Source organism: Pseudomonas sp. MH10, from assembly GCF_034353045.1.
GTDB lineage: Bacteria > Pseudomonadota > Gammaproteobacteria > Pseudomonadales > Pseudomonadaceae > Aquipseudomonas.
In genome coordinates this window covers 4,151,548-4,174,579 of sequence record NZ_CP133783.1, presented here as the reverse complement: position 1 = coordinate 4,174,579, position 23,032 = coordinate 4,151,548, and the positions used below count along the sequence as shown (strand labels likewise).

Below are 23,032 nucleotides of genomic sequence, written 5' to 3'. Positions count from 1 at the left end.
GACATGCGCGGCAAGATCGATCAAATCGACACCTTCCAGCGCCCGAACTTGATGGCGCGGTATGTGGAGTATGTGGATTGAAGACTGACGTTTTGGAAACGACTTACTACGCCGACACGGCTTATCGCTCAGATCGGATTCCCAAGCAAAAACCATCTGCTGAGCGTTCATGGATATGGCGCTTTTCCAAGGTGCGTTTGCCGTGGGGACTAACTCAACAAGTTGCACCCGATGATTTTTTGACAGAGGCGTCACCTGAGGATCTCCGACGGGTAGAAAAAGGCTTGCAGGAAAAAAAGGAAAAGGTGGCTTTAGGTACTTATGTACCAGCGCCATACGAACACGTGGACTTCCATGACCGGCATGATCATGAGCGCTTCAGGTTTTCGTTGTGGTCAAAAAGATCTCAGTTTTGGATCTATCTAAACCTATTCGGAAAGTGGGGATTCATTATCATACTTCCCGTGTATTTAATGACTATCTTCGCTGGTGCCACTAAATCTAGACACCCCTATCTAGACGCATTAGTTTCGTTATTCGAAGCATCAGCGCATGTACTTCTACTGCCGCAACTTTTCTGCTGGGCAATCGCCGCCCTAGTCATTCGCTTCCTCCCCCAACTCTGGGTCAAACCCTCCCGAGGCCCCATCTGGGAAATAAACCGCCGCACCGGTCTCGTCACTCTCTTCGATTACGACAACAACGGCGAGTACAAAAAGAACGGCACCATCGGTGAACTCACCGCGCCGTTTTATGAGTTCGACGCCTACATCGCTACCATCCCGGATCGTCAGGGTTTAGTGACGAACGTGCTGTATATCGCCCACCGCTACCGCGATATCGTCATCAACTTCCGGCCCTTATTCGCTCCCGGTGAAGGTCAGTTGTGCTGCGCGTTATGGGACTTTTTACAAAACTACATGGACACCAGCCGCCCGCTGCCAGACCTGCCGCGCTACGAACAATACCGACATCTCGACCCAGCAACGGCTGAATACGACCGCAAAACCCGCCGCAATCCAAGGTTCTGGATCGATATGGACGATGCTACCTTCGAGCAAGAACTCTACGACATGCGCGGCAAGATCGATCAAATCGACACCTTCCAGCGCCCGAACTTGATGGCGCGGTATGTGGAGTATGCAGATTAATTACGGGCAGACCACTCGCCCAGATTGCCACCCAGCAAAGCGCCGACTAGTCTACTCACCTGATTCTTCCGAGGATTTTCCATGCCCGCTCCCAGCTGCACGCTGTTCTACAACATGGCATCGCCCTTCGCCCGCAAGGTTTTGATCTTTTTGCATGAGACCGGGCAATTTGATCGGGTGACGTTGCAGCAGACCCTTCCCACTCCAGTAAGCCCGGATGCAGCCCTCTGTGATGAAAACCCGGCGGGCAAGCTGCCGGCGTTGCGCTTGGCGGACGGCAATGTGATTGATGACAGTCGGGTGATTCTTGATTACTTCGATTATCAACATACTGGCAACCCGTTGATTCCCCGTGAAGGCTCTGCGCGCTGGAGACGTTTGACCTTGGCGTCGCTGGCGGATGCAGTGCTGGATGCAGCGCTGTTGATTCGCTATGAAACATTCTTGCGCCCCCCGGAAAAGCACTGGGATTTGTGGCTGGATAATCAGGCAGAAAAGATCCAGCGGACCCTCGCCTATTTTGAGCAGGATGCGGTTGCCGAACTCAACGCGCAGTTCGATATCGCCAGCATCAGCGTGGCAGCGGCGTTGGGTTATCTGGATTTCCGTCAGCCTGATTTGAACTGGCGCAGCAGTTACCCGCGTTTGGCCAATTGGTATGCCGACGTGAGCACGCGGCCGTCGATGTTGAGCACACAACCGCCTGCATAAAATCTCAACCTGCTAGACCGCACTGCCGCGCAGCAAATTGGGGGTGCACTTCGTTTGGCTTGAGGTTGCAGCGTGTCAGGACTGCAGCCTTCCGAATAAATTCGGTCCCACCGTTTCTCGGGCAACGCACACAGTTGTATGAGCTGCTGAAGGACCTTCGCCAACAAGTTGGCTCCTAAAGACTGCGGAGCGTGTCGTTACACCTCAACAATCAGGCTTATCCGCTGTGTAACGCCGAGCCGGGTTCACCGCCGCGCCGAACTCGCGCAGGGCTTTGGCGCCGATCAGCAGTGGGTAGTTGAAGTGGCTGCGGTCTACAAGATTGACCTCTACTGTCCGTTTGGAATTGCCCAGGCACAGCTCAAGGTCCACAACCGGGCGCTTGGCCGGATCGACCAACTCGTCTTCATCGTCACCATCAAGGCGGCCTTTGATTCGGCTGATTCGCGAGACTTTATGTTCGTAAACCTTGTCGCTGGCATCTTTAGTGGCCAAGCGAAAACGCACCCAGTCTTCGCCGTCACGCTTGAACAGCTCGATATCTTTGGCCGACAGCGAAGCCGTCAGCGCACCGGTGTCCATTTTGGCCTTGAAGACTTCGCCGATTTCCGGCACACCGATGTACTCATAACGACCATACAACGTTGGCTCTGAAGCCATCACAGGCAGCGCGAGCACAGTCAACAAGGCCAGGATCGATTTCACGTAGGGGGTTCCTCAGAATGGATGAAGCCTGCAAGCCGCCAGTGCTAATGGACGCCAGCATAAACATTTTTGCGTGAAACATTCGTAAATGACCGCATCGCCGCGGTGCACGGCGATGCGTTAAACAGAGCGACTGGCTGCCCCCTAGCTTCCGACACCCCAGATACTGCTCAGGCTCTTCAGCACGGTGCCGCTGGTGCCTTGGTCGCCCAGGTACTTCAGGATCAGGGGCGCAAACTGGCTCGCGGTATCGCCGCTGATGCCCAACTTGCTGAACGCCGAGTTCACGTCGGTCATGCTCTGGACGTTGCCCAACGCGCCTGCAGCAGATGAACCGCCCGCATTGCCCATCAGACTGCTGAGTGCGCCAGCACCGGAAAGTTGATCAAGGCCCGGAACAGACTTGGTCAGCGATGAATAGTCACCGCCGCTCAACTTGTTTTTGGCTAACCCCATCAAAGCGCCCGTACCGCCGACCGCTTGCGTCGGAGTTACGTTCAATTGACTGCCCAATGTACTGAGCAAACCAGACGCTTGAGGCGTGGAGGCCGCGCTCTGATTAACCCCAGAGGAGCCGGAAACAGCGCCAGCCACGTCACTGAGGCTGAAGGCGAATACCGGGGCCGCGACCACGGTCATAAGGGTAGCGAGTGCAACAGCGCGTTTGATTTGCATCGATGTAACTCCTTGATTCATGCCCGGTCATCGCCGGTAGAAAACTGCCGTTTTGACCGCAGCAGTCCCAAAATTGTTCCCCAGGGCGTTAGCGACGCTCCATTCCTTGGGAACATAAAAAAATATAGTTCATGGGCGTGCATCCACAACGGCAGGTGCTGCGTATATCAAGCACGGACAGATGCTCTGGCCGACTTTTTCTAACCAATAAGGAACACCCCAATGACACGCACTTCGATTAAGGCGCCAATGATTGCCAGCCTCCTGACGCTGGCGTTGTCCACCGGTTTTATGTTTTCAACCGTGCAAGCAGCTGATATGTCGCACATGGTAATGGTCGGCGGTATGGGGATGTCACCCAGCAAAACTATTGTCGACAACGCCGTTAACTCTGCAGACCACACCACCTTGGTCGCTGCCGTGAAAGCCGCAGGCCTTGTGGATACGTTGAAAAGCAAAGGCCCGTTCACCGTGTTCGCCCCGGTCAACTCGGCGTTTGCCGCGCTGCCCGCCGGTACGGTAGACACCCTGCTCAAGCCTGAAAACAAGGCCATGCTGGCCCACATCCTGACTTACCACGTAGTTGCCGGTAACCTGGACATGGATGAACTGAGCAAGCGTATCCAGGCCGGTGGCGGTAAAACTGAATTGACCACCGTCAGCGGCGGCAAGCTGTGGCTGATGATGAACGGCCCGCACAACATCATCATCAAGGATGAAAAAGGCGGTGTTGCCGACATCAGCACCTACGACGTTATGCAGTCCAATGGCGTGATTCACGTCATCGACAAAGTGCTGATGCCGAAGAACTGATGCCGCCACTCTGTAGGAGCGCGCTTGCCCGCGATGGATCGCGAAGCGGTCCCAATGGATTCACTCGGTTTTAACTGAAAGAACTGAGTCGTTGGTTTTACGACTGCTTCGCAGCCGATCGCGGGCAAGCGCGCTCCCACAGTTGTTGTTAGATGTGCAGCGTCGCAGACGTGGCGGCCCGTTCCCCAGATCATGGATGCTAAACCACAGCGCAAACTCTCCTATGAAGTGAGCATTAAGGTGAATGGAACAGCGAAAAAGCCTGAACTACCCTGCCATGGAGTTGCCAAAGAGCATGGTCAGCACCTTTATCTTGTCTGGAGATCCACTATTTCTTCTGTCGATGCCGATGAACTCAGGCACCTATTGGCCGAATGCTCGCTGGGCAGTCGCCGATCCTTTGAGAACCTGTACCGCCGTTCTTCCGGGCGTTTATTCGCTGTCGCCTTGCGTTGCATGAACCGCAACGACCTGGCTGAAGAGGTCCTGCAAGAAGCCTTCGTCCGTATTTGGCATAACGCCTCACGTTACGACTCTAATGTGTCGGCGCCGATGACGTGGATGGTCAATATCACCCGCAATATGGCGATCGACCAGTTGCGCAAACACCGGGAAGTACCGTTGACCGATGATCAGGCCGCCGCGCTGATAGACGAAGGCCCGACGGCTCACGAACAGCTCGACAGCCAGCGCGATGCCAATGCGTTGCAGCGCTGCCTGGACACCCTTGATGGGATGCAGCGCAAATCGATCATTACGGCGTATTTCCATGGAGTGTCCCACGCTGATCTCGCCTCGCAATTAGCTGCGCCCCTTGGCTCGGTTAAGTCGTGGATTCGCCGAGGCATGGAGCGCCTGCGCAGGTGCCTTGAATCATGAATTATCAACAACCCGCACTGCGCCGCGCCCTCGCTGCGGACTACGCCATCGGTTTGATGTCCACCGCCGCGCGCCTTCGTTTCGAAAAGTTGCTGCTGGAGGATCCGGCGTTACGTGCGGAATTGGGGAATTGGCAGACCACTCTTGCCAGCCTTACTGATCCGTTGCCCGAGCAGCCCGCGCCCGCACACGTCTGGCAGGCCATCGTGGCGCGAATCGACCCGCAAACGCTGCACGTGCCGGAGAAGCGCCCGTTCTGGAGTTGGCTGCGTATCGCGGCCATCGCCTGTTCGTTGATGGTCGCGATCATTGTCGGTGTGCTCTACAACCGCGACACCCTCACGTACAACGCCACCTTGACGGCCGCCAACCAACAACCAGCGATCAGTGTTCATGCTTACAACCGACACCTGGAAATCGAGCCGTTGGCGTTGGCCTCCGTTGAACCGGGCCGCAGCCTTGAGCTATGGGCCATCCCGGCAGACGGCAAACCGGTTTCCCTCGGTGTCTTGCCCGCTAACGTCAAAGGTCGGCTTAACTTGAGCGAAAGCCAACAGCAACTGCTGAGTAAGCCAGTCACGTTGGCGGTCAGTCTTGAACCCACCGGAGGTTCGCCGACCGGGCAACCGACCGGACCGGTCTTGTATAAAGGGGCATTGGCGGGGCTTTGATAGCCGTGAGGTCAAGGAAGCGAGATCTGCGGGCACAAAAAAGGGCACCATCAGGCGCCCTTTTTGTTACCGGTCAAACCTTACGCCGCGCTGAACAGCTTGTGCGGATCGATCACGAATTTCTTCGGTACACCTGCATCGAACTCGCCGTAACCGCGTGGGGCTTCGTCGAGGCTGATGACTTCAACACCCACGATGTCAGCGATTTTGATGCGGTCCCACATGATGGCTTGCATCAGTTGGCGGTTGTACTTCATGACCGGAGTTTGGCCAGTGTGGAAGCTGTGAGACTTAGCCCAACCCAAGCCCAGACGAATGCTCAGGCTGCCCATTTTTGCAGCGGCATCCACAGCGCCTGGATCTTCCGTCACGTACAGGCCCGGAATACCGATTTTGCCGGCAACGCGAACCACGCCCATCAATGAGTTCAGTACGGTTGCTGGCGCTTCGTGTTTGGCACCGGCATGACCGTGACCCCGCGCTTCAAAGCCCACGGCGTCAACGGCGCAATCCACTTCAGGCTCGCCCAGCAGGGCGGCAATTTGTTCGTGCAGCGGAGTGTCCAACGACAGGTCAGCGATTTCAAAGCCCTGAGCCTTGGCGTGAATAAGGCGAATAGGGTTCACGTCGCCGATGATTACCACCGCAGCACCCAGCAACCGCGCCGAGGCAGCAGCCGCCAGACCGACAGGACCGGCACCGGCGACATACACCGTGCTGCCCGGACCAACGCCGGCAGTGACTGCGCCGTGATAACCGGTCGGCAGAATGTCGGACAAGCACGTCAGGTCGCGGATTTTTTCCATCGCAGCGTCGCGATCTGGCAGTTTCAGCAGATTGAAATCGGCGTACGGCACCAGCACGAACTCAGCTTGGCCTCCGACCCAATCACCCATGTCGACGTAACCGTAAGCACCGCCCGGACGCGCCGGGTTAACGGTCAGGCACACGCCAGTGTTCTGTTCTTTACAGCTGCGGCAACGGCCACACGCCACGTTGAACGGAACCGACACCAAATCGCCGACTTTGAGGTTTTCAACGTCGCGACCGGCTTCGATCACTTCGCCAGTGATTTCATGACCCAGCACCAGACCAGTCTGCGCCGTGGTCCGGCCGCGAACCATGTGTTGGTCTGAGCCGCAAATGTTGGTCGATACCACACGCAGAATCACACCATGGTCGATACGTTTGCCTTGCGGGTTTTCCATTTTCGGGAAAGGGATTGTTTGTACTTCGACTTTGCCGCCGCCGAGATACACCACACCACGATTACCAGACATGCTTTCACCTCGCTATTGTTGTTATGTAGCGGTGTAAATACGTTGCCAATCCTGACAGCGCATTCATGACACTTAGGCGGCGCGGCCTTCGCAGGCAAGCCTGCTCCCACAGGAGCAGGTTTGCCCGCGAAGGCCCCACCTCGGTGTTACAAAACCACTGTCCTATTGGCGTTCAAAAACACCCTTCGTTCGATGTGATAACCCACTGCCTTGGCCAATGTCTGGGCCTCGACGTCTCGGCCTTTGGCGATGAGGTCTTCGGGATAGTGGCTGTGATCGACCGCTTCGACGCCCTGGGCAATGATCGGGCCTTCGTCGAGGTCGTTGTTGATGTAATGCGCGGTTGCACCGACCAGTTTCACGCCCTTGTTGTAAGCCTGATGGTACGGTTTTGCGCCTTTGAAACCGGGCAGTAACGAGTGGTGAATATTGATCGCCCAGCCGTCGAGACGACGGCACAGCTCAGGCGATAGCACCTGCATGTAACGCGCGAGCACCACCAATTCGGCGCCTGTTTCCTGAATCACCCGCCACACCTGACGCTCTTGCGCGGCCTTGTCATGGGGATCGAGGGCGAAGTGGTGATAAGGCACATCGTGCCAGCGGGCCAAGGGTTCCAGGTCAGGATGGTTGGACACTACGGCAACGACGTCCATTGACAATTGCCCGATGCGTTGACGGTAAAGCAGGTCGTTCAGGCAGTGATCCGCCTTGGAAACCATGATCACCACTTTGGGCCGATAGTTCGGCGCCGTCAGCTCGAACGCCATCCCGAAAGCCTCACCCCGCGCGGCCAACCCTGCGCGGAATGCTTCCTCATCGAAGCCGTCCGGCTGGCGAAACTCAACGCGGATGAAGAACCGGCTCGACAGCCGGTCATCGAAGGAGTGGTGCTCGGTGACGTAGCAATTCTGCTCGTACAGATAGCGGGTCACCGCGTCCACCGTGCCTAAAACGCTCGGGCAGTCGGCAGTCAGAATCCATGTGTCGGGGGCGCGGCTCATTGTCTGTTCCTTGTTTGCAAATTGACCCGTGGGACCGAATTCATTCGGGAGTGGAGCGCCGCGGTGCATCAGTCAAACCAGTTGCCCGCTTCCCGAATGAATTCGGTCCTACAGTGATTAGCCTTGAATACTCAACCCATACTCAGCGCTGGCATCTTGCAGCCACATCCACCAGTAATCGGAGAACGAGCGGCGGATGACCAATTCCCAGGTGTCTTCGCCGGTATGACGAATCACCAACTGCGACTTGGCGAACACGGTGCCTACAGCTTTACCCACCGGGAAGTTATTCGGGTGCACGTCGTAGCTGGTGGATTTCATCAGCAGTTCGCGAACTTTCGGCCCAGTGAGTTCCAGCAAGCTTTGCCCACCGCTCACGTTGATCACGGCGATGTGATGCCCGACCAATGCTTCGCGCAGACGCTGCTCAGCGCCCAGTTCTTCGCCGCTGGGAACAATCAGCAGCCATTCATCTGGACCCAGCCATTGCAGCGAGCTTTCGCCGCTGATAACGACTTTTAGCGGACCCGGCAATTCCATACCCAAGGCTTGGTGTACGCCTGCGGCGAACGCTGCGTCGTGGCCATCGCCACGGAGGGTCAGGTGACCCAGCAATTTTTTCTCGCGCAGGGTCACCCCAGGGTTATTACGACCCTTGCCGACCAGGCTGCCGAGGTCGGCATGAAACAACGGTGACTCGGCTTTTTCACCGGTCGTTGGCCGTTGTTGGTAAACGTTGGCTGTGGTCATAGAGCACCTTTTCAATACTTTCCGCTGTTGAACACGACGTCTGTGTTGTGGCTAATGCCCCTTCGCAGGCAAGCCTGCTCCCACAGAGGTGGTGTCAGACATAACATGTGTGAATGCCTGCGATCCTGTGGGAGCAGGCTTGCCTGCGAATCAGACACGAGGTGTCCCAGACAAGCCGCCCCACCGAAATCGTCAAACGTTCTGCTGTTCGCCTTTGGGATCGAAGAACACCGAGGAGCAAATTTCGGCTTCAATCACGCTGCCATCGGCCAACGGTGCGAACACCCTTTCACCCATGCGCTTGAGGCCGCCGGTCACAACACCCAGTGCAAACGAATAACCCAGCGTGCCATTGGTGTAACTCGAGGTCACGTGCCCAACCATGGTCATCGGGATCGACTGTTTAGTGTCGAACACCAACTGCGCACCTTCTGGCAGCCATTTGGTCGGATCGATCGGCTTGAGCCCCACCAACTGCTTACGTTGATCACGCACGCAATCTTCGCGGTTCATGCCACGCCAGCCCAGCCACGAGAACGGTTTGGTCCGACCCACACACCAGCCCATGTTCAAGTCGTCCGGGGTCATCGAGCCGTCGGTGTCTTGGCCGACGATGATGAAACCCTTCTCGGCCCGCAGCACGTGCATGGTTTCGGTGCCATACGGGGTCAGGTTGTACTGCTTGCCCGCTTCGATGATTTTTTCCAGAACGCCCATGGCGTAGTCGGCCTGGATGTTTACTTCGTAAGACAGCTCACCGGTGAACGAGATACGGAACACCCGAGCCGGTACGCCACCGACCAAGCCTTCTTTCCAGGTCATGAACGGGAAAGCGTCCTTCTCCAGATCGATTTCGGTGACTTCGCTGAGCAGCTTGCGGCTGTTCGGGCCAGACAAGGTCAGGGTTGCCCAATGGTCAGTTACGGACGTGAAGTACACCTTCAGGTCTGGCCATTCGGTCTGCTGATAGATTTCCAGCCATTGCAGTACGCGTGCAGCGCCGCCGGTGGTGGTGGTCATCAGGAAGTGGTTATCGGCGAGGCAAGCGGTAACGCCGTCGTCGAAGACCATGCCGTCTTCTTTACACATCAGTCCATAACGCGCCTTGCCCACGTCGAGCTTGGTCCAAGCGTTGGTGTAGATGCGATTGAGAAACTCACGAGCATCCGGTCCTTGAATGTCGATTTTGCCCAGAGTAGACGCATCCAGCAGGCCAACGCTGGCGCGCACGGCCTTGCATTCACGGCTAACCGCTGCGTGCAGGTCTTCACCGTTTTTCGGGAAATACCACGGACGCTTCCATTGACCGACGTCTTCGAATTCGGCGCCATTTTTAATGTGCCAGGCGTGCAGCGCGGTGAAGCGCACAGGCTCGAAGATGTGGCCGGCGTGACGGCCGGCGATGGCGCCGAAGGTCACCGGGGTGTAGTTCGGGCGGAACATCGTGGTGCCCATTTCGGTGATCGACATGTTCAACGAGCGGGCCGCAATGGCCAGGCCGTTTACGTTGCCGAGCTTGCCTTGGTCGGTACCGAAACCCAGTGCGGTGTAGCGTTTGACGTGTTCAACCGACTCGAAGCCTTCGCGGGTCGCCAGTTCAATGGCGGCGGCGGTGACGTCGTTTTGCAGGTCGACGAATTGCTTCGGCGCCCGTGCAGTGGCTTTTTCATGCGGGACCTGGAACAGCGCCAGTGTCGGCTCTTCCAAACGGGTCAGCGCTTTGGGCAGTGTGCCTTCAACGATCTTGAAGCCCGCTTCATTGGCTGCGCGAGCGCCGCCTTCAAAGCCATCGGCCAAGGCATCAGCCAAGCCGAACACGCCGTTGATGCCGCCAACGCACACGCGTTTTTGTGGTGCTTCGCCCGGTACGAAACCGAGGATGTCTTCACGCCAGATCGGCTTGCCGCCCAAATGGGAGGCCAAGTGCACGATGGGGCTGTAGCCACCTGAGCTGCCGACCAAGTCGCAATCAAGCCACTCGCCAGGGCTGGCCACGCGATGGCCTTTGACGTCGATGGCGGCAATCCGCGCTGCAGTCACCCGCTTAGTACCACGCACTTCAATCACGGCGCTGGAGGTCAGAATCCGAATGCCTTTGGCCCGTGCTTCTTCAACCAACGCGCCACGTGGATTGCTCCGGGCGTCAGCGATGGCCACCACTTGCAGGCTGGCGTCGAGCCAATCCAATGCAACGCGGTAGGCGTAATCGTTGTTGGTCGACAGCACCAGTTTTTTGCCCGGTGCCACGCCGTAACGACGCACGTAGGTGGAAACAGCGCCAGCCAGCATGTTGCCCGGCACGTCGTTGTTGCCGTAAACAAGTGGACGCTCGTGAGTACCGGTCGCCAACACAACGCGTTTGGCGCGAACCCGGTGCATACGCTGACGTACTTGGCCGATGGGCGCTCGGTCACCGAGGTGATCGGCCAAGCGTTCGTGAATGGTCAGGAAATTATGGTCGTGGTAGCCGTTGACGGTGGCGCGTGGCAACAGGATCACGTCCGGCAGGCTTTTCAGCTCAGCCATTACGGTGGCGACCCATTCGGCTGCGGGTTTGCCATCCAGGCTTTCACGGCTGTCGAGCAGACTGCCACCGAATTCTTCCTGTTCATCAGCGAGGATGACCCGAGCGCCGCTGCGACCGGCAGCCAACGCAGCAGCCAGACCGGCAGGTCCCGCGCCCACAATCAGCACGTCGCAATGATGGTTCATCGCATCGTAGGTGTCCGGGTCGTTTTCGGTCGGCGAACGGCCAAGACCTGCGGCCTTACGAATGTACTTCTCGTAGGTCATCCAGAACGATTGCGGGTACATGAAGGTTTTGTAGTAGAAGCCCGGCGGCATCAGCTTGCCGCCGACTTTACCGAGAATCCCCATCACGTCGGTGTTTACGCTTGGCCAGCCGTTGGTGCTGGTGGCGACCAAACCCTGGTACAGCGCTTGTTGTGTGGCGCGCACGTTGGGGATTTGCGTGGCTTCGGTCGAACCGATCTGCAACACCGCGTTCGGCTCTTCGGAGCCGGCGGCGAAAATCCCGCGAGGACGCGAATATTTGAAGCTACGGCCAACGATGTCGACGCCATTTGCCAGCAATGCTGCGGCCAGTGTGTCGCCTTCGAAACCCTGATAACTCTGACCGTTGAAGGTGAAGTTCAGCACCTTGCTACGGTCGATACGGCCACCGTTAGGCAGGCGATTGTTCTGGCTCATGCCTTGTCTCCCAATACCGGAGTAGCCGCTTTAGCGGTGAACTGCGGTTTCTCGCCGATCAGGTAAGTCTCGAGAATTTCGTAGGTCACGGTGTCACGGGTCGCATTGAAGTACTGACGGCAACCGGCAACGTGATCCCACAGCTCGTGGTGTAAGCCGCGTGGGTTATCGCGGAAAAACATGTAATCGCCCCACTCAGCATCGGTGTAGGTGTTTGGGTCCAACGGACGCGGGATATGAGCCTGGCCCGAGGCGTGGAATTCCTCTTCAGAGCGCAGTTCGCCACAGTGAGGACAGAAGATGTGCAACATAGGTATTTCTCCTGTTAGTGGGCGACTGCCGCGGCGCCGTGTTCGTCGATCAGCGCACCGTTATGGAAACGGTCGATGGAAAATGGTTTTGCCAATGGGTGCATTTCGCCTTTCGCGAGGCTGGCAGCGAACACGTTGCCTGAACCTGGCGTGGCTTTGAAACCACCAGTGCCCCAACCGCAGTTGAAAAACATGTTGCCCACCGGGGTTTTCGAAATGATCGGGCAAGCGTCCGGCGTGGTATCGACGATGCCGCCCCACTGACGGTTCATGCGCACACGGGACAACACCGGGAACATCTCGACGATGGCCTGAATCGTGTGTTCGATCACCGGGTATGAACCGCGTTGACCATAGCCAACCCAACCGTCGATACCGGCACCGATCACCAAGTCGCCCTTGTCGGACTGGCTGATGTAGCCGTGAACCGCGTTGGACATGATCACGCTGTCGATAATCGGTTTGATCGGCTCAGACACCAACGCTTGCAGCGGGTGAGATTCGATTGGCAGGCGGAAGCCCGCAAGTTTGGCCATGTGTCCGGAGTTACCGGCGGTCACCACACCGACGCGCTTGGCGCCGATGAAGCCTTTGTTGGTTTCTACGCCGATGCACACGCCGTTTTCCTTACGGAAACCGATGACTTCGGTTTGTTGAATCAGGTCGACACCCAAAGCGTCAGCGGCACGGGCAAAACCCCAGGCTACGGCGTCGTGACGGGCAACGCCGCCACGGCGCTGAACGGTGGCGCCGATGATCGGGTAACGGGTGTTTTTCGAGCAATCCAGGTACGGGATTTCTTCCGCAACTTGTTTCTGGTTCAGCAACTCGCCGTCCACGCCGTTCAGACGGTTGGCGCTGACTCGGCGTTCCGAGTCGCGCATGTCTTGCAAGGTGTGGCACAGGTTGTAGACGCCGCGCTGGGAGAACATCACGTTGTAGTTGATGTCCTGCGACAGACCTTCCCACAACTTCATGGCGTGTTCGTACAAATGCGCCGATTCGTCCCACAAGTAATTGGAGCGAACGATGGTGGTGTTGCGCGCGGTGTTGCCGCCACCCAACCAACCTTTTTCGACCACAGCCACGTTAGTAATGCCGTGCTCTTTGGCCAGGTAGTAAGCCGTGGCCAGACCGTGCCCGCCGCCGCCGACGATAACCACGTCGTAGACTTTTTTCGGGGTCGGCGTGCGCCACATTTTCTGCCAGTTTTCATGATGGCTGAGGGAGTGCTTGAAGAGGCCGAAGCCTGAGTAATGCTGCATGGATCTACTCCTGACTCAGCGATAAACCGGGAAATCGGTGCACAGCGCTGCAACTTGACTGGCAACATTGGCCTCGACATCGGCATCGCCGAGGTTGTCGAGAATGTCACAAATCCAGCCGGCCAATTCAACGCATTGGGTCACTTTGAAACCGCGCGTGGTCACTGCCGGGGTGCCAATACGAAGACCAGAGGTGACGAACGGCGATTGTGGATCATTCGGTACCGAGTTTTTGTTCACGGTAATGTGCGCGCGGCCCAAGGCTGCGTCGGCTTCTTTACCGGTGAGGCCCTGACGAATCAGGCTGACCAAAAACAGGTGGTTGTCGGTGCCGTCGGAAACAACATCGTAGCCACGGTCCATGAACACTTGCGCCATGGCCTGGGCGTTGTCGATCACTTGTTGCTGATAGACCTTGAAGCTAGGCTCCATGGCTTCTTTGAAACACACGGCCTTGGCCGCGATCACGTGCATCAGCGGGCCGCCTTGGCCACCTGGGAATACCGCCGAGTTGAATTTTTTCTCAAGTTCTTCATTGGCTTTAGCCAGGATCAAACCGCCACGTGGACCGCGCAGGGTTTTGTGCGTGGTGGTGGTCACGACGTCAGCGTACGGCAGCGGGTTCGGGTACAGACCCGCAGCCACCAGACCGGCCACGTGGGCCATGTCAACGAACAGGTAAGCGCCCACTTTGTCGGCGATGGCGCGAAAACGTGGGAAATCCAGAGTCTTCGAGTAAGCCGAGAAACCGGCGATGATCATTTTCGGCTTACATTCGATGGCGATGCGTTCTACTTCGTCGTAGTCGATCAAGCCGGTCGTGGTATCGATGCCGTATTGCACAGCGTTATACAGTTTGCCGGAGAAGCTGACTTTGGCGCCGTGGGTCAAGTGACCGCCGTGGGCCAGGCTCATGCCCAGCACGGTATCGCCTGCATTCAACAGGGCCAGATAAACAGCGGCGTTGGCCTGGCTGCCGGAGTGCGGCTGAACGTTGGCGTAATCGGCGCCGAACAATTGCTTGGCGCGTTCGATGGCCAGCAGCTCAACTTTGTCGACGTGTTCACAGCCGCCGTAGTAACGCTTGCCGGGGTAGCCTTCTGCGTATTTGTTGGTCAGGCCGCTGCCTTGGGCTTCCATCACACGCTTGCTGGTGTAGTTTTCCGAAGCGATCAGCTCAATATGGTCTTCCTGGCGCTGCTCCTCGGCATTCATCGCTGCCAACAGTGCATCGTCATAACCTTGGATTTGGTCTAGCTTGCTGAACATCGCGGTTCTCCCAGCGGCGGCGCTGCGCCTGGCTTATCGATAGGGCTTGTAGAGCGCCCTTTGGATGCGATGGTAGGTCCGACGCAGACAGGCCAAATGCCTATGGACGCCACGCAAAGGTGCGTTTACGACATGAGTTGGCGCGCAGAGATAATTGGCAACTAAAGATGTAGGGGCACCTGCCCCCGTTGGATCGCTAAGCGGTCCCAAATGCTGAATTCAAGGTTTACGACCGCTTCGCAGCCGATCGCGAACACTTTCGCTCCTACGTCCCAATCTGCAGGAACTGCCGAAGACTGCGATGAATATCAGGTGCCTACTCTTCCAGATCCGCCGAAGCCCCCCGTGGGAGTTGGCTTGCCAACGAAAGCGTCATTGCGCGCGACCCAGGTTTTTCGGCTGAAATCGGCGGCGTGATGATGGGCCTGTTCGCAGGCAAGCCTGCTCCCACACATTCGGCCATCGCTGAGTTCGTGCGGACCCAAATCACCCTGTGGGAATTGGCTTGCCAACGAAAGCGTCATTGCGCGCGACCCAGGTTTTCCGGCTGAAATCGACGGCGTGATGATGGGCCTCTTCGCAGGCAAGCCTGCTCCCACACATTCGGCCATCGCTGAGCTCGTGCGGACCCAAATCACCCCGTGGGAGTTGGCTTGCCAACGAAAGCGTCATTGCGCGCGACCCAGGTTTTCCGGCTGAAATCGACGGCGTGATGATGGGTCTGTTCGCAGGCAAGCCTGCTCCCACAGAATGTACGGCGGCCCCACCTACAGCTCTGCTAGTCGCCGCACGGCCAATAACACTAAAAAATGCACAGGATAGATCGCATATGCCCAGCGGCGCATGGGCCAAATCGCGATAGGTGGGTGGGAACGCAAGATCGCCAGCCCCATCAGCGGTGCAAATAAGCACGCGATAATCCCGCCAATCGATATCGGGTCACCCCAACTGGCGCCGGCAAACATTTCCGGCCAGGCATTGCTCGCCAGACATACTGCCCCCGGCAACAGCGCGGCGTACCAAGGCCGGTGCAGGACCCATAAAACCGACAACGGCAACAGTGCACCATAAAAGCCGAACATCAACTGCTCGCGAAAAACCCACCCCAGCAGCAATGCCAAGCCTGCCAGCACCGACGCCGAAACCGTGCGATCAATCCAGCCCCGCGCCACCAGCAGCCCTACGGCCAACGTCGGCATCACGCTCAACGTCGTTGCATCAGCCGACATGTACAGGCGATAGGGCAGTTCCGCCACACAGGCAAACACCACCATCCATCCCAAATAACGCCACTGCATGCCCTGCCCCGGACCTTTACGCGCAAGATTGACGGCAATCGCCAGGCAAAACCACGCAAAGGCCATCCGTCCGGGCACATACAGAACGTTCAGCGACCAGCCCAAGTAGCGCAGATGATCGAGCACCATGCTCAGCATCGCCAGCCACTTCAAAAGGTCCAGCGCAGCGTCTCTTGGCTCCATTTTCGACAGCTTCATAACACTCCTAGGGCCAGCTAAACAGAACAACCCATGACCTGAGCCCGCAATCTTCGTTAAAGTGCGCACCATCTTCGATCACAGGGAATCGGCCATGACAGATAAAAGCCAGCAGTTTGCCAGCGACAACTACTCAGGGATTTGCCCCGAGGCCTGGGCTGCCATGGAACAGGCCAACCACGGCCATCAACGAGCGTACGGCGATGATGAGTGGACCGCTCGCGCGTCGGATCATTTCCGCCAATTGTTCGAAACCGACTGCGAAGTGTTTTTCGCCTTTAACGGCACCGCCGCTAACTCCCTGGCGTTGTCGTCGTTGTGCCAGAGTTACCACAGCGTCATCTGCTCGGAAACCGCCCACGTCGAAACCGACGAATGCGGCGCGCCGGAGTTCTTCTCTAACGGTTCCAAGCTGCTGACTGCCCGCAGCGAGAACGGCAAGCTGACCCCGGAATCGATTCGCGAAGTCGCACTCAAGCGTCAGGACATTCACTACCCCAAGCCCCGCGTCGTGACATTGACCCAAGCGACTGAAGTCGGCAGCGTTTATCAAATCGAAGAACTCAAGGCCATCAGCGCCACCTGCAAAGAACTCGGTCTGCACCTGCACATGGACGGCGCGCGGTTTTCCAATGCCTGCGCCTTCCTTAACTGCACGCCTGCCGAGCTGACGTGGAAAGCCGGGATTGATGTGCTGTGTTTTGGCGGGACTAAAAACGGTATGGCGGTGGGCGAAGCCATTCTGTTTTTTAACCACACGCTGGCTGAAGACTTTGACTACCGTTGTAAACAAGCCGGGCAGCTAGCGTCGAAGATGCGCTTCCTTTCAGCTCCGTGGGTCGGCCTGCTGGAAAACGACGCATGGCTCAAACACGCGCGTCATGCCAACCAGTGCGCGCAACTGCTCGCGGAGTTGGTGAAAGACATTCCCGGCGTGGAATTGATGTTCCCGGTGCAGGCCAATGGCGTGTTCTTGCAGATGTCAGAGCCGACGATCAAGGCGTTGACCAACAAGGGCTGGCGCTTCTACACGTTTATAGGCGACGGCGGCGCAAGGTTCATGTGTTCGTGGGACACCGAAGAAGACCGCGTACGTGAATTGGCGGCGGACATTCGGTTAGTGATGCAGGCGGGATAAATGCAGATTGGTGGCTTTTCTGTGGGACCGAATTTATTCGGGAATTGGGCGGCGCGGACTGTCGGTAACACCGCGTTGTTTCCTTCCCGAATGAATTCGGTCCCACAGAGTTGCACCGCATTACCGGCTCGATTCAGCCTTGGGCAATGGTCTTGGAAATCACTTCAACCGTGGCGCTGACTTGCTCTTGATAACGGTTGAGTTCCTTTTTGTGCCGCTGCTTGAGTTCGACTTGCTGCGAACACAGGTTCAACGCGGCCAGCACCAGCAGCTTGTCACCGATCAAGCTCGGGTATTTGCGCTTGGTGTCTGCCAGCGCTTGCTTGAGCATAACGGCGGCTTCCAGCAGGGTCTGCTCTTCTCCAATGGGTGCTTTGATCGAATAATCGTTGCCCAGAATCGAGACGACTTTGATCCCGTCCCTGTCGGTACTCATGCGCTGACAGCGGTAACGCGGGTGGCACGGTCAACCAGTGCCTGAATCCGGGCGGCAGTTGCGCCCTGTTTTTCTTCTTGCTCCAGCATATTCAATTGAAGACTGTCGTTCTCATCCTTCACTTGCGCCAGCGCTGCATTTAATTGCGAATTAGCAGTTTGTAGTGCCTGATTCTGCTGCACCAGGTCACCGACCAGTTGTTCCAATTGACTCAGGGATGCTTCCAACATTTTGATTTCTCGAGCAAATTTCAAGGGGCGCACACGATAAAGAAAACTTACCCCACCGTATACGCATAACGAGTGTTACTGACTGCATTTTTGCGGTCTGGTTCCTGCGAATCGCCGGACCTATTCGAAAGACAACAAATACTCGGTTAATACCCTCAAGACTTTAGTCTTGTGTCCGATAGGTGATACAGGCTGCTCTCTATTTGCTCTCGCTGCGCGGAATGCGCGCCTCCTGGAAATCCTATGTCCCTTCGAAATATCAATATCGCACCGCGCGCATTTCTCGGGTTTTCCTTGATCGGCGCACTGATGCTGATCCTGGGTGTTTTCGCCCTGACGCAAATGAGCAGAATCCGCGTGGCGGGCGAGGTCGTCACCCACAACACCCTGCCCAGTATCAGAAACCTGGACAAGCTGATTGAGCACAGCGTCCGTTTGCGCGTGCTGTCTTATCGCCTGGCGCAAAACCGCGATCCTGCCACCCAAGATAAAATCTTAGACTCGATGACCAAACGCGATCAGATGGTCACCGAAGCCCAAGCCAGTTATGAAAAACTGATCAACGGCGCTGAAGAGCAAGGCATCTATAACCAGTTTCTGCAGTTGGTCTCTCAGTACCGCCAGCTTGAAGACCGCATGCGAGCCCTGAGCCGGGCCGACAAGCTCGAAGAACTGAATGTTCTGCTCAGTGTTGACCTTCAAAACAACTCGGACCAGATGAACGTCGTGCTGACGAAACTGGTTGATATCAATACCCAGCAAATGGCCACCGCCAATCAGGAAGGGGCCGATCAATATTCGCTGGCGTTCAATATGGTGGTCGGGCTGCTCATCATCGCGACTGTCCTGACGATACTGTTCGCCTGGCTGCTGACCAACAGCATTACGCACCCGGTCTCGGAAGCTTTATTGGTCGCCGAAGACATCGCGGAAGGTAATCTGACGCGTCAAATCAAGGTTGAAGGCAGTGACGAAATCGGTCGCCTGCTGAAAGCCATGCAAAAGATGCAGGCCAAACTGCGGGACACGCTGAACCACATTTCAGGCTCCGCCACCCAGTTGGCGTCGGCGGCAGAAGAGCTAAACACCGTGACCGATGAAAGCGCTCGGGGTTTGGCACAGCAAAACAAAGAAATTGAACAAGCGGCGACGGCAGTCAACCAAATGACCACCGCCGTGGAAGAAGTCGCGCGTAATGCCGTCAGCACCTCCGACGCCTCGAAAGATGCCACCACGTCGGCAAGCGATGGCCGTGAATTGGTCATGGAAACCGTGGGCGCTATCGAGCGCATGAGCGGCGACGTGCAAAGCACCGCAGAACTGATCGGCAACCTGGCCAATGAATCCCGTGACATCGGCAAGGTGCTGGACGTTATTCGCGGCTTGGCCGACCAGACCAATTTGCTGGCGCTCAACGCCGCCATCGAAGCCGCACGCGCCGGTGAGGCCGGTCGTGGTTTTGCGGTAGTAGCCGACGAAGTTCGCGCATTGGCGCACCGCACGCAGCAGTCCACCAGCGAAATCGAACGGATGATCGGCAGCATTCAGGGCGGTACGGAGCAGGCGGTGAACTCCATGCGCAACAGCACCGAGCGTGCCGAGTCAACGCTGAACATCGCTAAAGGCGCAGGCCTGGCGCTGGACACCATCAACGCCGCCATCGTGCAGATTAACGAGCGCAACCTGGTGATCGCCAGCGCGGCGGAAGAGCAGGCACAAGTCGCCCGCGAAGTGGACCGTAATCTGGTGAACATCCGCGACCTGTCAGTGCAATCGGCCACCGGTGCGACCCAGACCAGCTCCGCCAGCAGCGAGCTGTCGCGTCTGGCCATCGACCTGAGCAGCATGGTTCAGCGCTTCAGGCTGTAAAAATCTGTAGGGGCCAACGTGTTGGCGAGGCGGTTTAGTATGTTTAACCGCATCAAGCCTTCGCCAACAAGTTAGCTCGTACAGAGGTGTGCTTCCGATCAGAAATCGATCCGCACATCGCCCTTTGGCACGCTACAGCACGACAAGATGTAGCCTTCGGCGACGTCTTCGTCGGTGATGCCGCCGTTGTGTTCCATTTCCACTTCTCCGCCAAGTTTCATTACCTTGCACGTCCCGCAGATGCCCATGCCACAGGCTTTCGGGATCAGCAGGCCGAGTTTGGCAGCCGCGGCGTGGACGGTTTCGCCTGGCGCAACACGAATGCTTTTGCCGGACGAAAGGAATTCCACCTGATGCAGGTCCGCCACATCGAGTTCCGGCGCATCGGCGGCAATTTCGGCTTGCTCAACCGCATCGGCACGGGCTTCCGGTGGCGTCGCACCGAATGACTCTTCGTGATACTGAGCCATGTTGAAGCCGTTGGCTTCCAGCAGGCGCTTGACGGCGGTCATGTAGGGCGTAGGCCCGCAACAGAACACTTCACGATCCAGAAAGTCAGGAACCATCAATTCCAGCATCTTCTGGTTCAAATAACCGCGATAACCGGCCCACGGCTCGCCCAGACCGTGCTTTTCACAAATCAGGTGCAGGCTGAAGTTGTCGATCCGCGACGCCATGTGTTCCAGTTCACGGTGGTAGATGATGTCTTTCGGCGTGCGGGCGCTGTGGACGAAGACCATGTCGACATTGGCGTTGGTGTCGTAGAACCAGCGGGCCATGGACATCACCGGGGTAATACCGACCCCGCCGCTGAGGTAAAGAATTTTCGGGTTCGGGAAGTCCATGGCATTGAACAGCCCCACCGGACCGTGTACTGCCAACTCCTGACCTTCGTGCAGCGTGTCGTGCAGGTAATTGGAGACCTTGCCGCCGGGCACGCGTTTGATGGTGATCGAGAAGCTGTAGGGCACCGACGGTGAGCTGGAAATGGTGTAGGAACGCATCACCGGCACACCGTCTATCTCCAACTCCAATGTCACGAACTGACCGGGCTTGAAAAAGAACATGATCGGCTGATCAGCCATAAAGCAGAAGGTTCGCACGTCCCAGGTTTCCTGGATCACCTTGACGACGCGCACAGGGTGGCGGCCATTAGCCCATGTCTGGGTATTTACCGGATTAAGGAAAGTGTTGGACATGCTTATCTCCACGGTCGAATGTCGACCTTATGGTGCGGATTCTGCGTAAGGCGCCGTGTGGCCACTTACCTATCTGCGACATCGACGTACTTATCGCAACCAGCCCCCAACGACTGGGGTTAGCGCGTCGGAAACGGATTCGGCCATGTCGCCCATGGATAAGGATCAGTCAGCGACCGACTGCACACTCGGCGTTAAGAATTTGTGAGTTTTTTTATAAGAAACCTGTAAGAACGCCATTCATAAAGCATGGGCGGTAATCGTACCGACACCCTGCGTGCTACTGCTACAAACAACCGTATTAGCCCTATTCGCCGACCGCTCGAAAACGGTCATGAGGACTTGAAAGATGGACGTCACCGCAACCTTGAGCTTGGGCGATCCGCTGGAACCCGCACGTAAGGCCACCGCCGAAATGCTGCAGAACCGCGAACGCACGTTTTCGCTACCGCAGCCTTTCTACAGCGATGAACGGCTTTATGAAATCGACATGCAGGAAATCTTTCAAAAAGAGTGGTTGATCGCGGGCATGACCTGCGAGATCCCGACCAAGGGTAATTACCTGACTTTGCAGATCGGCAAGAACCCGATCATCGTGATTCGTGGCGCTGAGGGGCAGGTCTACGCGTTTCACAACGTCTGCCGTCACCGCGGCTCGCGTTTGTGTACCGCAGAAAAAGGCAAGGTTGCCAAGTTGGTATGCCAATACCACCAGTGGACGTACGAGCTTGATGGGCGCCTGTTGTTCGCCGGCTCCGAAATGGGCGACGACTTCGACATGAAGCAGTACGGCCTCAAGCCAGTGCACGTGAAAACAGCGGGCGGTTATATCTTCATCAGCCTGGCTGAAAAGCCATCAGCCATCGACGACTTCCTGCAGACGCTGACTCATTACATGGAACCGTATGACATGGAGAACACCAAGGTGGCGGTGCAAACCACCTTGATGGAGAAGGCCAACTGGAAACTGGTGCTGGAAAACAACCGCGAGTGCTACCACTGCAACGCGGCGCACCCAGAGCTGCTGAAAACCCTGCTGGAGTGGGACGACGTCACCGACCCGCGCGCCAACCAGGCGTTTAAGGATCACGTTGCTACGTCTGCCGCCGCGTGGGAAGCCGAGAAGATTCCTTTCGCCCACGCCAGCTTCGGCCTGCGTAACCGCATCGTGCGCATGCCATTGCTCAAAGGCACGGTGTCGATGACCTTGGACGGCAAACAGGGCAGCAAAAAGCTAATGGGCCGGATCCAGAATCCTGACTTGGGCTCGATGCGCATCTTGCACCTGCCGCACTCTTGGAACCACTGCATGGGCGATCACATCATCGTCTTTACCGTATGGCCACTGGGCGCGCAGGAAACCATGGTCACCACCAAGTGGCTGGTCCACAAAGACGCAGTAGAAGGCGTGGATTACGACGTCGCACGCATGCGCGAAGTCTGGGACGCCACCAATGACCAGGACCGTCGTCTGGCCGAAGAAAACCAACGCGGCATTAACTCCACCGCTTACCAACCAGGCCCGTACTCGAAAACGTATGAGTTTGGTGTGATCAACTTTATCGACTGGTACAGCGCCCGGATGCTCGAGAACCTCGGCGCAGCACCCGCACCGTATTTGAAAGGTGTTGCGGTTAATCACGAGTAAGTCCACCAAACTCTGTAGGAGCCAACGTGTTGGCGAAAAATTTTTCGCGGCGAGTCAGCTTTGAGACTTCGCCAACAGGTTGGCTTCTACAGAGTCCCGTATTGATCAAAGATCAACCACTACCCGCCAACACCAACCCCGCCGCCCTCCGCAGCCTTTAGCCAACAACTTATCCACAGACCCACCCACAGCAATTGTGGGCAAGTAGGATTTTGCCTGTGGAAAAACCCAAGAAAAACCGTGACTTATCCAAAAGTACACTTAGGGAACACTATTGATCATTTTTTGATCATGCGACGCTAAGCCACATGGGACGTGGCCT

The 23,032-nt window shown here is 57.0% G+C and carries 21 protein-coding genes; 8 read left to right on the top strand and 13 right to left on the bottom strand.

From position 1 onward, the window contains the following. The first annotated feature begins 77 nt into the window (after positions 1-77). Both RHM59_RS18650 and RHM59_RS18645 read left to right on the top strand, forming a co-directional pair. Complete coding sequence (locus tag RHM59_RS18650; RefSeq protein WP_322285174.1) at positions 78-1,151, top strand: hypothetical protein; 1,074 nt, start codon at positions 78-80, stop codon at positions 1,149-1,151. 81 nt (positions 1,152-1,232) lie between these two features. Next, positions 1,233-1,862 (top strand): glutathione S-transferase family protein, encoded by a 630-nt coding sequence (locus RHM59_RS18645; protein ID WP_322184638.1) that lies wholly within the window; start codon positions 1,233-1,235, stop codon positions 1,860-1,862. Between the two features lie 204 nt (positions 1,863-2,066). Here RHM59_RS18645 and RHM59_RS18640 read toward each other — a convergent pair whose 3' ends face one another. Further along, entirely contained in the window at positions 2,067-2,567 is a 501-nt protein-coding gene (locus tag RHM59_RS18640; protein ID WP_322166477.1) for an ATP-dependent zinc protease, read from the bottom strand. Between the two features lie 144 nt (positions 2,568-2,711). Beyond that, a complete protein-coding gene (locus tag RHM59_RS18635) occupies positions 2,712-3,242 on the bottom strand; it encodes a DUF2780 domain-containing protein (RefSeq protein ID WP_322285173.1) in 531 nt (176 codons plus the stop codon). 222 nt (positions 3,243-3,464) lie between these two features. Here RHM59_RS18635 and RHM59_RS18630 point away from each other — a divergent pair, with 222 nt between their 5' ends. The 3 genes from RHM59_RS18630 (at position 3,465) to RHM59_RS18620 (ending at position 5,605) form a co-directional block, all read left to right on the top strand. Continuing rightward, complete coding sequence (locus tag RHM59_RS18630; RefSeq protein ID WP_322285172.1) at positions 3,465-4,055, top strand: fasciclin domain-containing protein; 591 nt, start codon at positions 3,465-3,467, stop codon at positions 4,053-4,055. Positions 4,056-4,295: 240 nt separating this feature from the next. Continuing rightward, a complete protein-coding gene (locus tag RHM59_RS18625) occupies positions 4,296-4,934 on the top strand; it encodes a sigma-70 family RNA polymerase sigma factor (RefSeq protein WP_416194826.1) in 639 nt (212 codons plus the stop codon). Beyond that, positions 4,931-5,605, top strand: a complete 675-nt coding sequence (locus tag RHM59_RS18620) for an anti-sigma factor domain-containing protein (RefSeq protein WP_322166481.1) — start codon at positions 4,931-4,933, stop codon at positions 5,603-5,605. Before RHM59_RS18625 ends, RHM59_RS18620 begins: the two co-directional genes overlap by 4 nt. 80 nt (positions 5,606-5,685) lie before the next feature. Here the strand turns inward: RHM59_RS18620 and fdhA are convergent, their stop codons facing one another. From fdhA to RHM59_RS18580, 8 genes are all read right to left on the bottom strand, one after another. Beyond that, positions 5,686-6,885, bottom strand: coding sequence for a formaldehyde dehydrogenase, glutathione-independent (gene fdhA / locus RHM59_RS18615; RefSeq protein ID WP_322166482.1), 1,200 nt, complete (start codon positions 6,883-6,885; stop codon positions 5,686-5,688). Positions 6,886-7,031: 146 nt separating this feature from the next. Continuing rightward, on the bottom strand, positions 7,032-7,889 hold the full coding sequence (gene purU / locus RHM59_RS18610) for a formyltetrahydrofolate deformylase (RefSeq protein ID WP_322166483.1): 858 nt from the start codon (positions 7,887-7,889) through the stop codon (positions 7,032-7,034). Between the two features lie 117 nt (positions 7,890-8,006). Next, complete coding sequence (locus RHM59_RS18605) at positions 8,007-8,639, bottom strand: sarcosine oxidase subunit gamma (RefSeq protein WP_322285171.1); 633 nt, start codon at positions 8,637-8,639, stop codon at positions 8,007-8,009. Positions 8,640-8,831: 192 nt separating this feature from the next. Further along, positions 8,832-11,849, bottom strand: a complete 3,018-nt coding sequence (locus RHM59_RS18600) for a sarcosine oxidase subunit alpha (RefSeq protein ID WP_322285170.1) — start codon at positions 11,847-11,849, stop codon at positions 8,832-8,834. Next, a complete protein-coding gene (locus tag RHM59_RS18595; RefSeq protein WP_322285169.1) occupies positions 11,846-12,160 on the bottom strand; it encodes a sarcosine oxidase subunit delta in 315 nt (104 codons plus the stop codon). Before RHM59_RS18595 ends, RHM59_RS18600 begins: the two co-directional genes overlap by 4 nt. Before the next feature lie 14 nt (positions 12,161-12,174). Continuing rightward, positions 12,175-13,425, bottom strand: coding sequence for a sarcosine oxidase subunit beta family protein (locus RHM59_RS18590; RefSeq protein WP_299833178.1), 1,251 nt, complete (start codon positions 13,423-13,425; stop codon positions 12,175-12,177). A gap of 15 nt (positions 13,426-13,440) precedes the next feature. Then, positions 13,441-14,694, bottom strand: a complete 1,254-nt coding sequence (gene glyA, locus RHM59_RS18585) for a serine hydroxymethyltransferase (RefSeq protein ID WP_322166488.1) — start codon at positions 14,692-14,694, stop codon at positions 13,441-13,443. A 767-nt stretch (positions 14,695-15,461) separates the two neighbouring features. Continuing rightward, complete coding sequence (locus RHM59_RS18580; protein WP_322285168.1) at positions 15,462-16,190, bottom strand: TraX family protein; 729 nt, start codon at positions 16,188-16,190, stop codon at positions 15,462-15,464. Positions 16,191-16,284: 94 nt separating this feature from the next. Here RHM59_RS18580 and RHM59_RS18575 point away from each other — a divergent pair, with 94 nt between their 5' ends. After that, the gene (locus RHM59_RS18575) at positions 16,285-17,328 is read left to right on the top strand and encodes a low specificity L-threonine aldolase (RefSeq protein WP_322166491.1); all 1,044 of its coding nucleotides are present in this window, start codon (positions 16,285-16,287) and stop codon (positions 17,326-17,328) included. A gap of 133 nt (positions 17,329-17,461) precedes the next feature. On the opposite strand, the gene RHM59_RS18570 is transcribed toward RHM59_RS18575, so the two are convergent. Next, on the bottom strand, positions 17,462-17,764 hold the full coding sequence (locus RHM59_RS18570) for a cell division protein ZapA (protein WP_322166492.1): 303 nt from the start codon (positions 17,762-17,764) through the stop codon (positions 17,462-17,464). Next, positions 17,761-17,994, bottom strand: coding sequence for a hypothetical protein (locus RHM59_RS18565; protein ID WP_322166493.1), 234 nt, complete (start codon positions 17,992-17,994; stop codon positions 17,761-17,763). Before RHM59_RS18565 ends, RHM59_RS18570 begins: the two co-directional genes overlap by 4 nt. A 243-nt stretch (positions 17,995-18,237) precedes the next feature. Here RHM59_RS18565 and RHM59_RS18560 point away from each other — a divergent pair, with 243 nt between their 5' ends. Continuing rightward, the gene (locus tag RHM59_RS18560; RefSeq protein WP_322184626.1) at positions 18,238-19,863 is read left to right on the top strand and encodes a methyl-accepting chemotaxis protein; all 1,626 of its coding nucleotides are present in this window, start codon (positions 18,238-18,240) and stop codon (positions 19,861-19,863) included. A gap of 98 nt (positions 19,864-19,961) precedes the next feature. On the opposite strand, the gene gbcB is transcribed toward RHM59_RS18560, so the two are convergent. Further along, positions 19,962-21,062, bottom strand: coding sequence for a glycine-betaine demethylase subunit GbcB (gbcB, locus tag RHM59_RS18555; protein WP_322166495.1), 1,101 nt, complete (start codon positions 21,060-21,062; stop codon positions 19,962-19,964). Positions 21,063-21,411: 349 nt separating this feature from the next. Here gbcB and gbcA point away from each other — a divergent pair, with 349 nt between their 5' ends. Further along, positions 21,412-22,710, top strand: a complete 1,299-nt coding sequence (gene gbcA, locus RHM59_RS18550; protein ID WP_322166496.1) for a glycine-betaine demethylase subunit GbcA — start codon at positions 21,412-21,414, stop codon at positions 22,708-22,710. The last annotated feature ends 322 nt before the right edge of the window (positions 22,711-23,032 follow it).

Bases quoted from the DNA above. Each gene is read 5' to 3' on its own strand.
- RHM59_RS18605 (WP_322285171.1), bottom strand. From the start codon at position 8,639: ATGACCACAGCCAACGTTTACCAACAACGGCCAACGACCGGTGAAAAA.
- RHM59_RS18645 (WP_322184638.1), top strand. From the start codon at position 1,233: ATGCCCGCTCCCAGCTGCACGCTGTTCTACAACATGGCATCGCCCTTC.
- fdhA (WP_322166482.1), bottom strand. From the start codon at position 6,885: ATGTCTGGTAATCGTGGTGTGGTGTATCTCGGCGGCGGCAAAGTCGAA.
- RHM59_RS18565 (WP_322166493.1), bottom strand. From the start codon at position 17,994: ATGTTGGAAGCATCCCTGAGTCAATTGGAACAACTGGTCGGTGACCTG.
- gbcB (WP_322166495.1), bottom strand. From the start codon at position 21,062: ATGTCCAACACTTTCCTTAATCCGGTAAATACCCAGACATGGGCTAAT.
- RHM59_RS18580 (WP_322285168.1), bottom strand. From the start codon at position 16,190: ATGAAGCTGTCGAAAATGGAGCCAAGAGACGCTGCGCTGGACCTTTTG.
- RHM59_RS18595 (WP_322285169.1), bottom strand. From the start codon at position 12,160: ATGTTGCACATCTTCTGTCCTCACTGTGGCGAACTGCGCTCTGAAGAG.
- RHM59_RS18635 (WP_322285173.1), bottom strand. From the start codon at position 3,242: ATGCAAATCAAACGCGCTGTTGCACTCGCTACCCTTATGACCGTGGTC.
- RHM59_RS18560 (WP_322184626.1), top strand. From the start codon at position 18,238: ATGTCCCTTCGAAATATCAATATCGCACCGCGCGCATTTCTCGGGTTT.
- gbcA (WP_322166496.1), top strand. From the start codon at position 21,412: ATGGACGTCACCGCAACCTTGAGCTTGGGCGATCCGCTGGAACCCGCA.
- RHM59_RS18630 (WP_322285172.1), top strand. From the start codon at position 3,465: ATGACACGCACTTCGATTAAGGCGCCAATGATTGCCAGCCTCCTGACG.
- RHM59_RS18600 (WP_322285170.1), bottom strand. From the start codon at position 11,849: ATGAGCCAGAACAATCGCCTGCCTAACGGTGGCCGTATCGACCGTAGC.
- RHM59_RS18590 (WP_299833178.1), bottom strand. From the start codon at position 13,425: ATGCAGCATTACTCAGGCTTCGGCCTCTTCAAGCACTCCCTCAGCCAT.
- glyA (WP_322166488.1), bottom strand. From the start codon at position 14,694: ATGTTCAGCAAGCTAGACCAAATCCAAGGTTATGACGATGCACTGTTG.
- purU (WP_322166483.1), bottom strand. From the start codon at position 7,889: ATGAGCCGCGCCCCCGACACATGGATTCTGACTGCCGACTGCCCGAGC.
- RHM59_RS18620 (WP_322166481.1), top strand. From the start codon at position 4,931: ATGAATTATCAACAACCCGCACTGCGCCGCGCCCTCGCTGCGGACTAC.
- RHM59_RS18575 (WP_322166491.1), top strand. From the start codon at position 16,285: ATGACAGATAAAAGCCAGCAGTTTGCCAGCGACAACTACTCAGGGATT.
- RHM59_RS18570 (WP_322166492.1), bottom strand. From the start codon at position 17,764: ATGAGTACCGACAGGGACGGGATCAAAGTCGTCTCGATTCTGGGCAAC.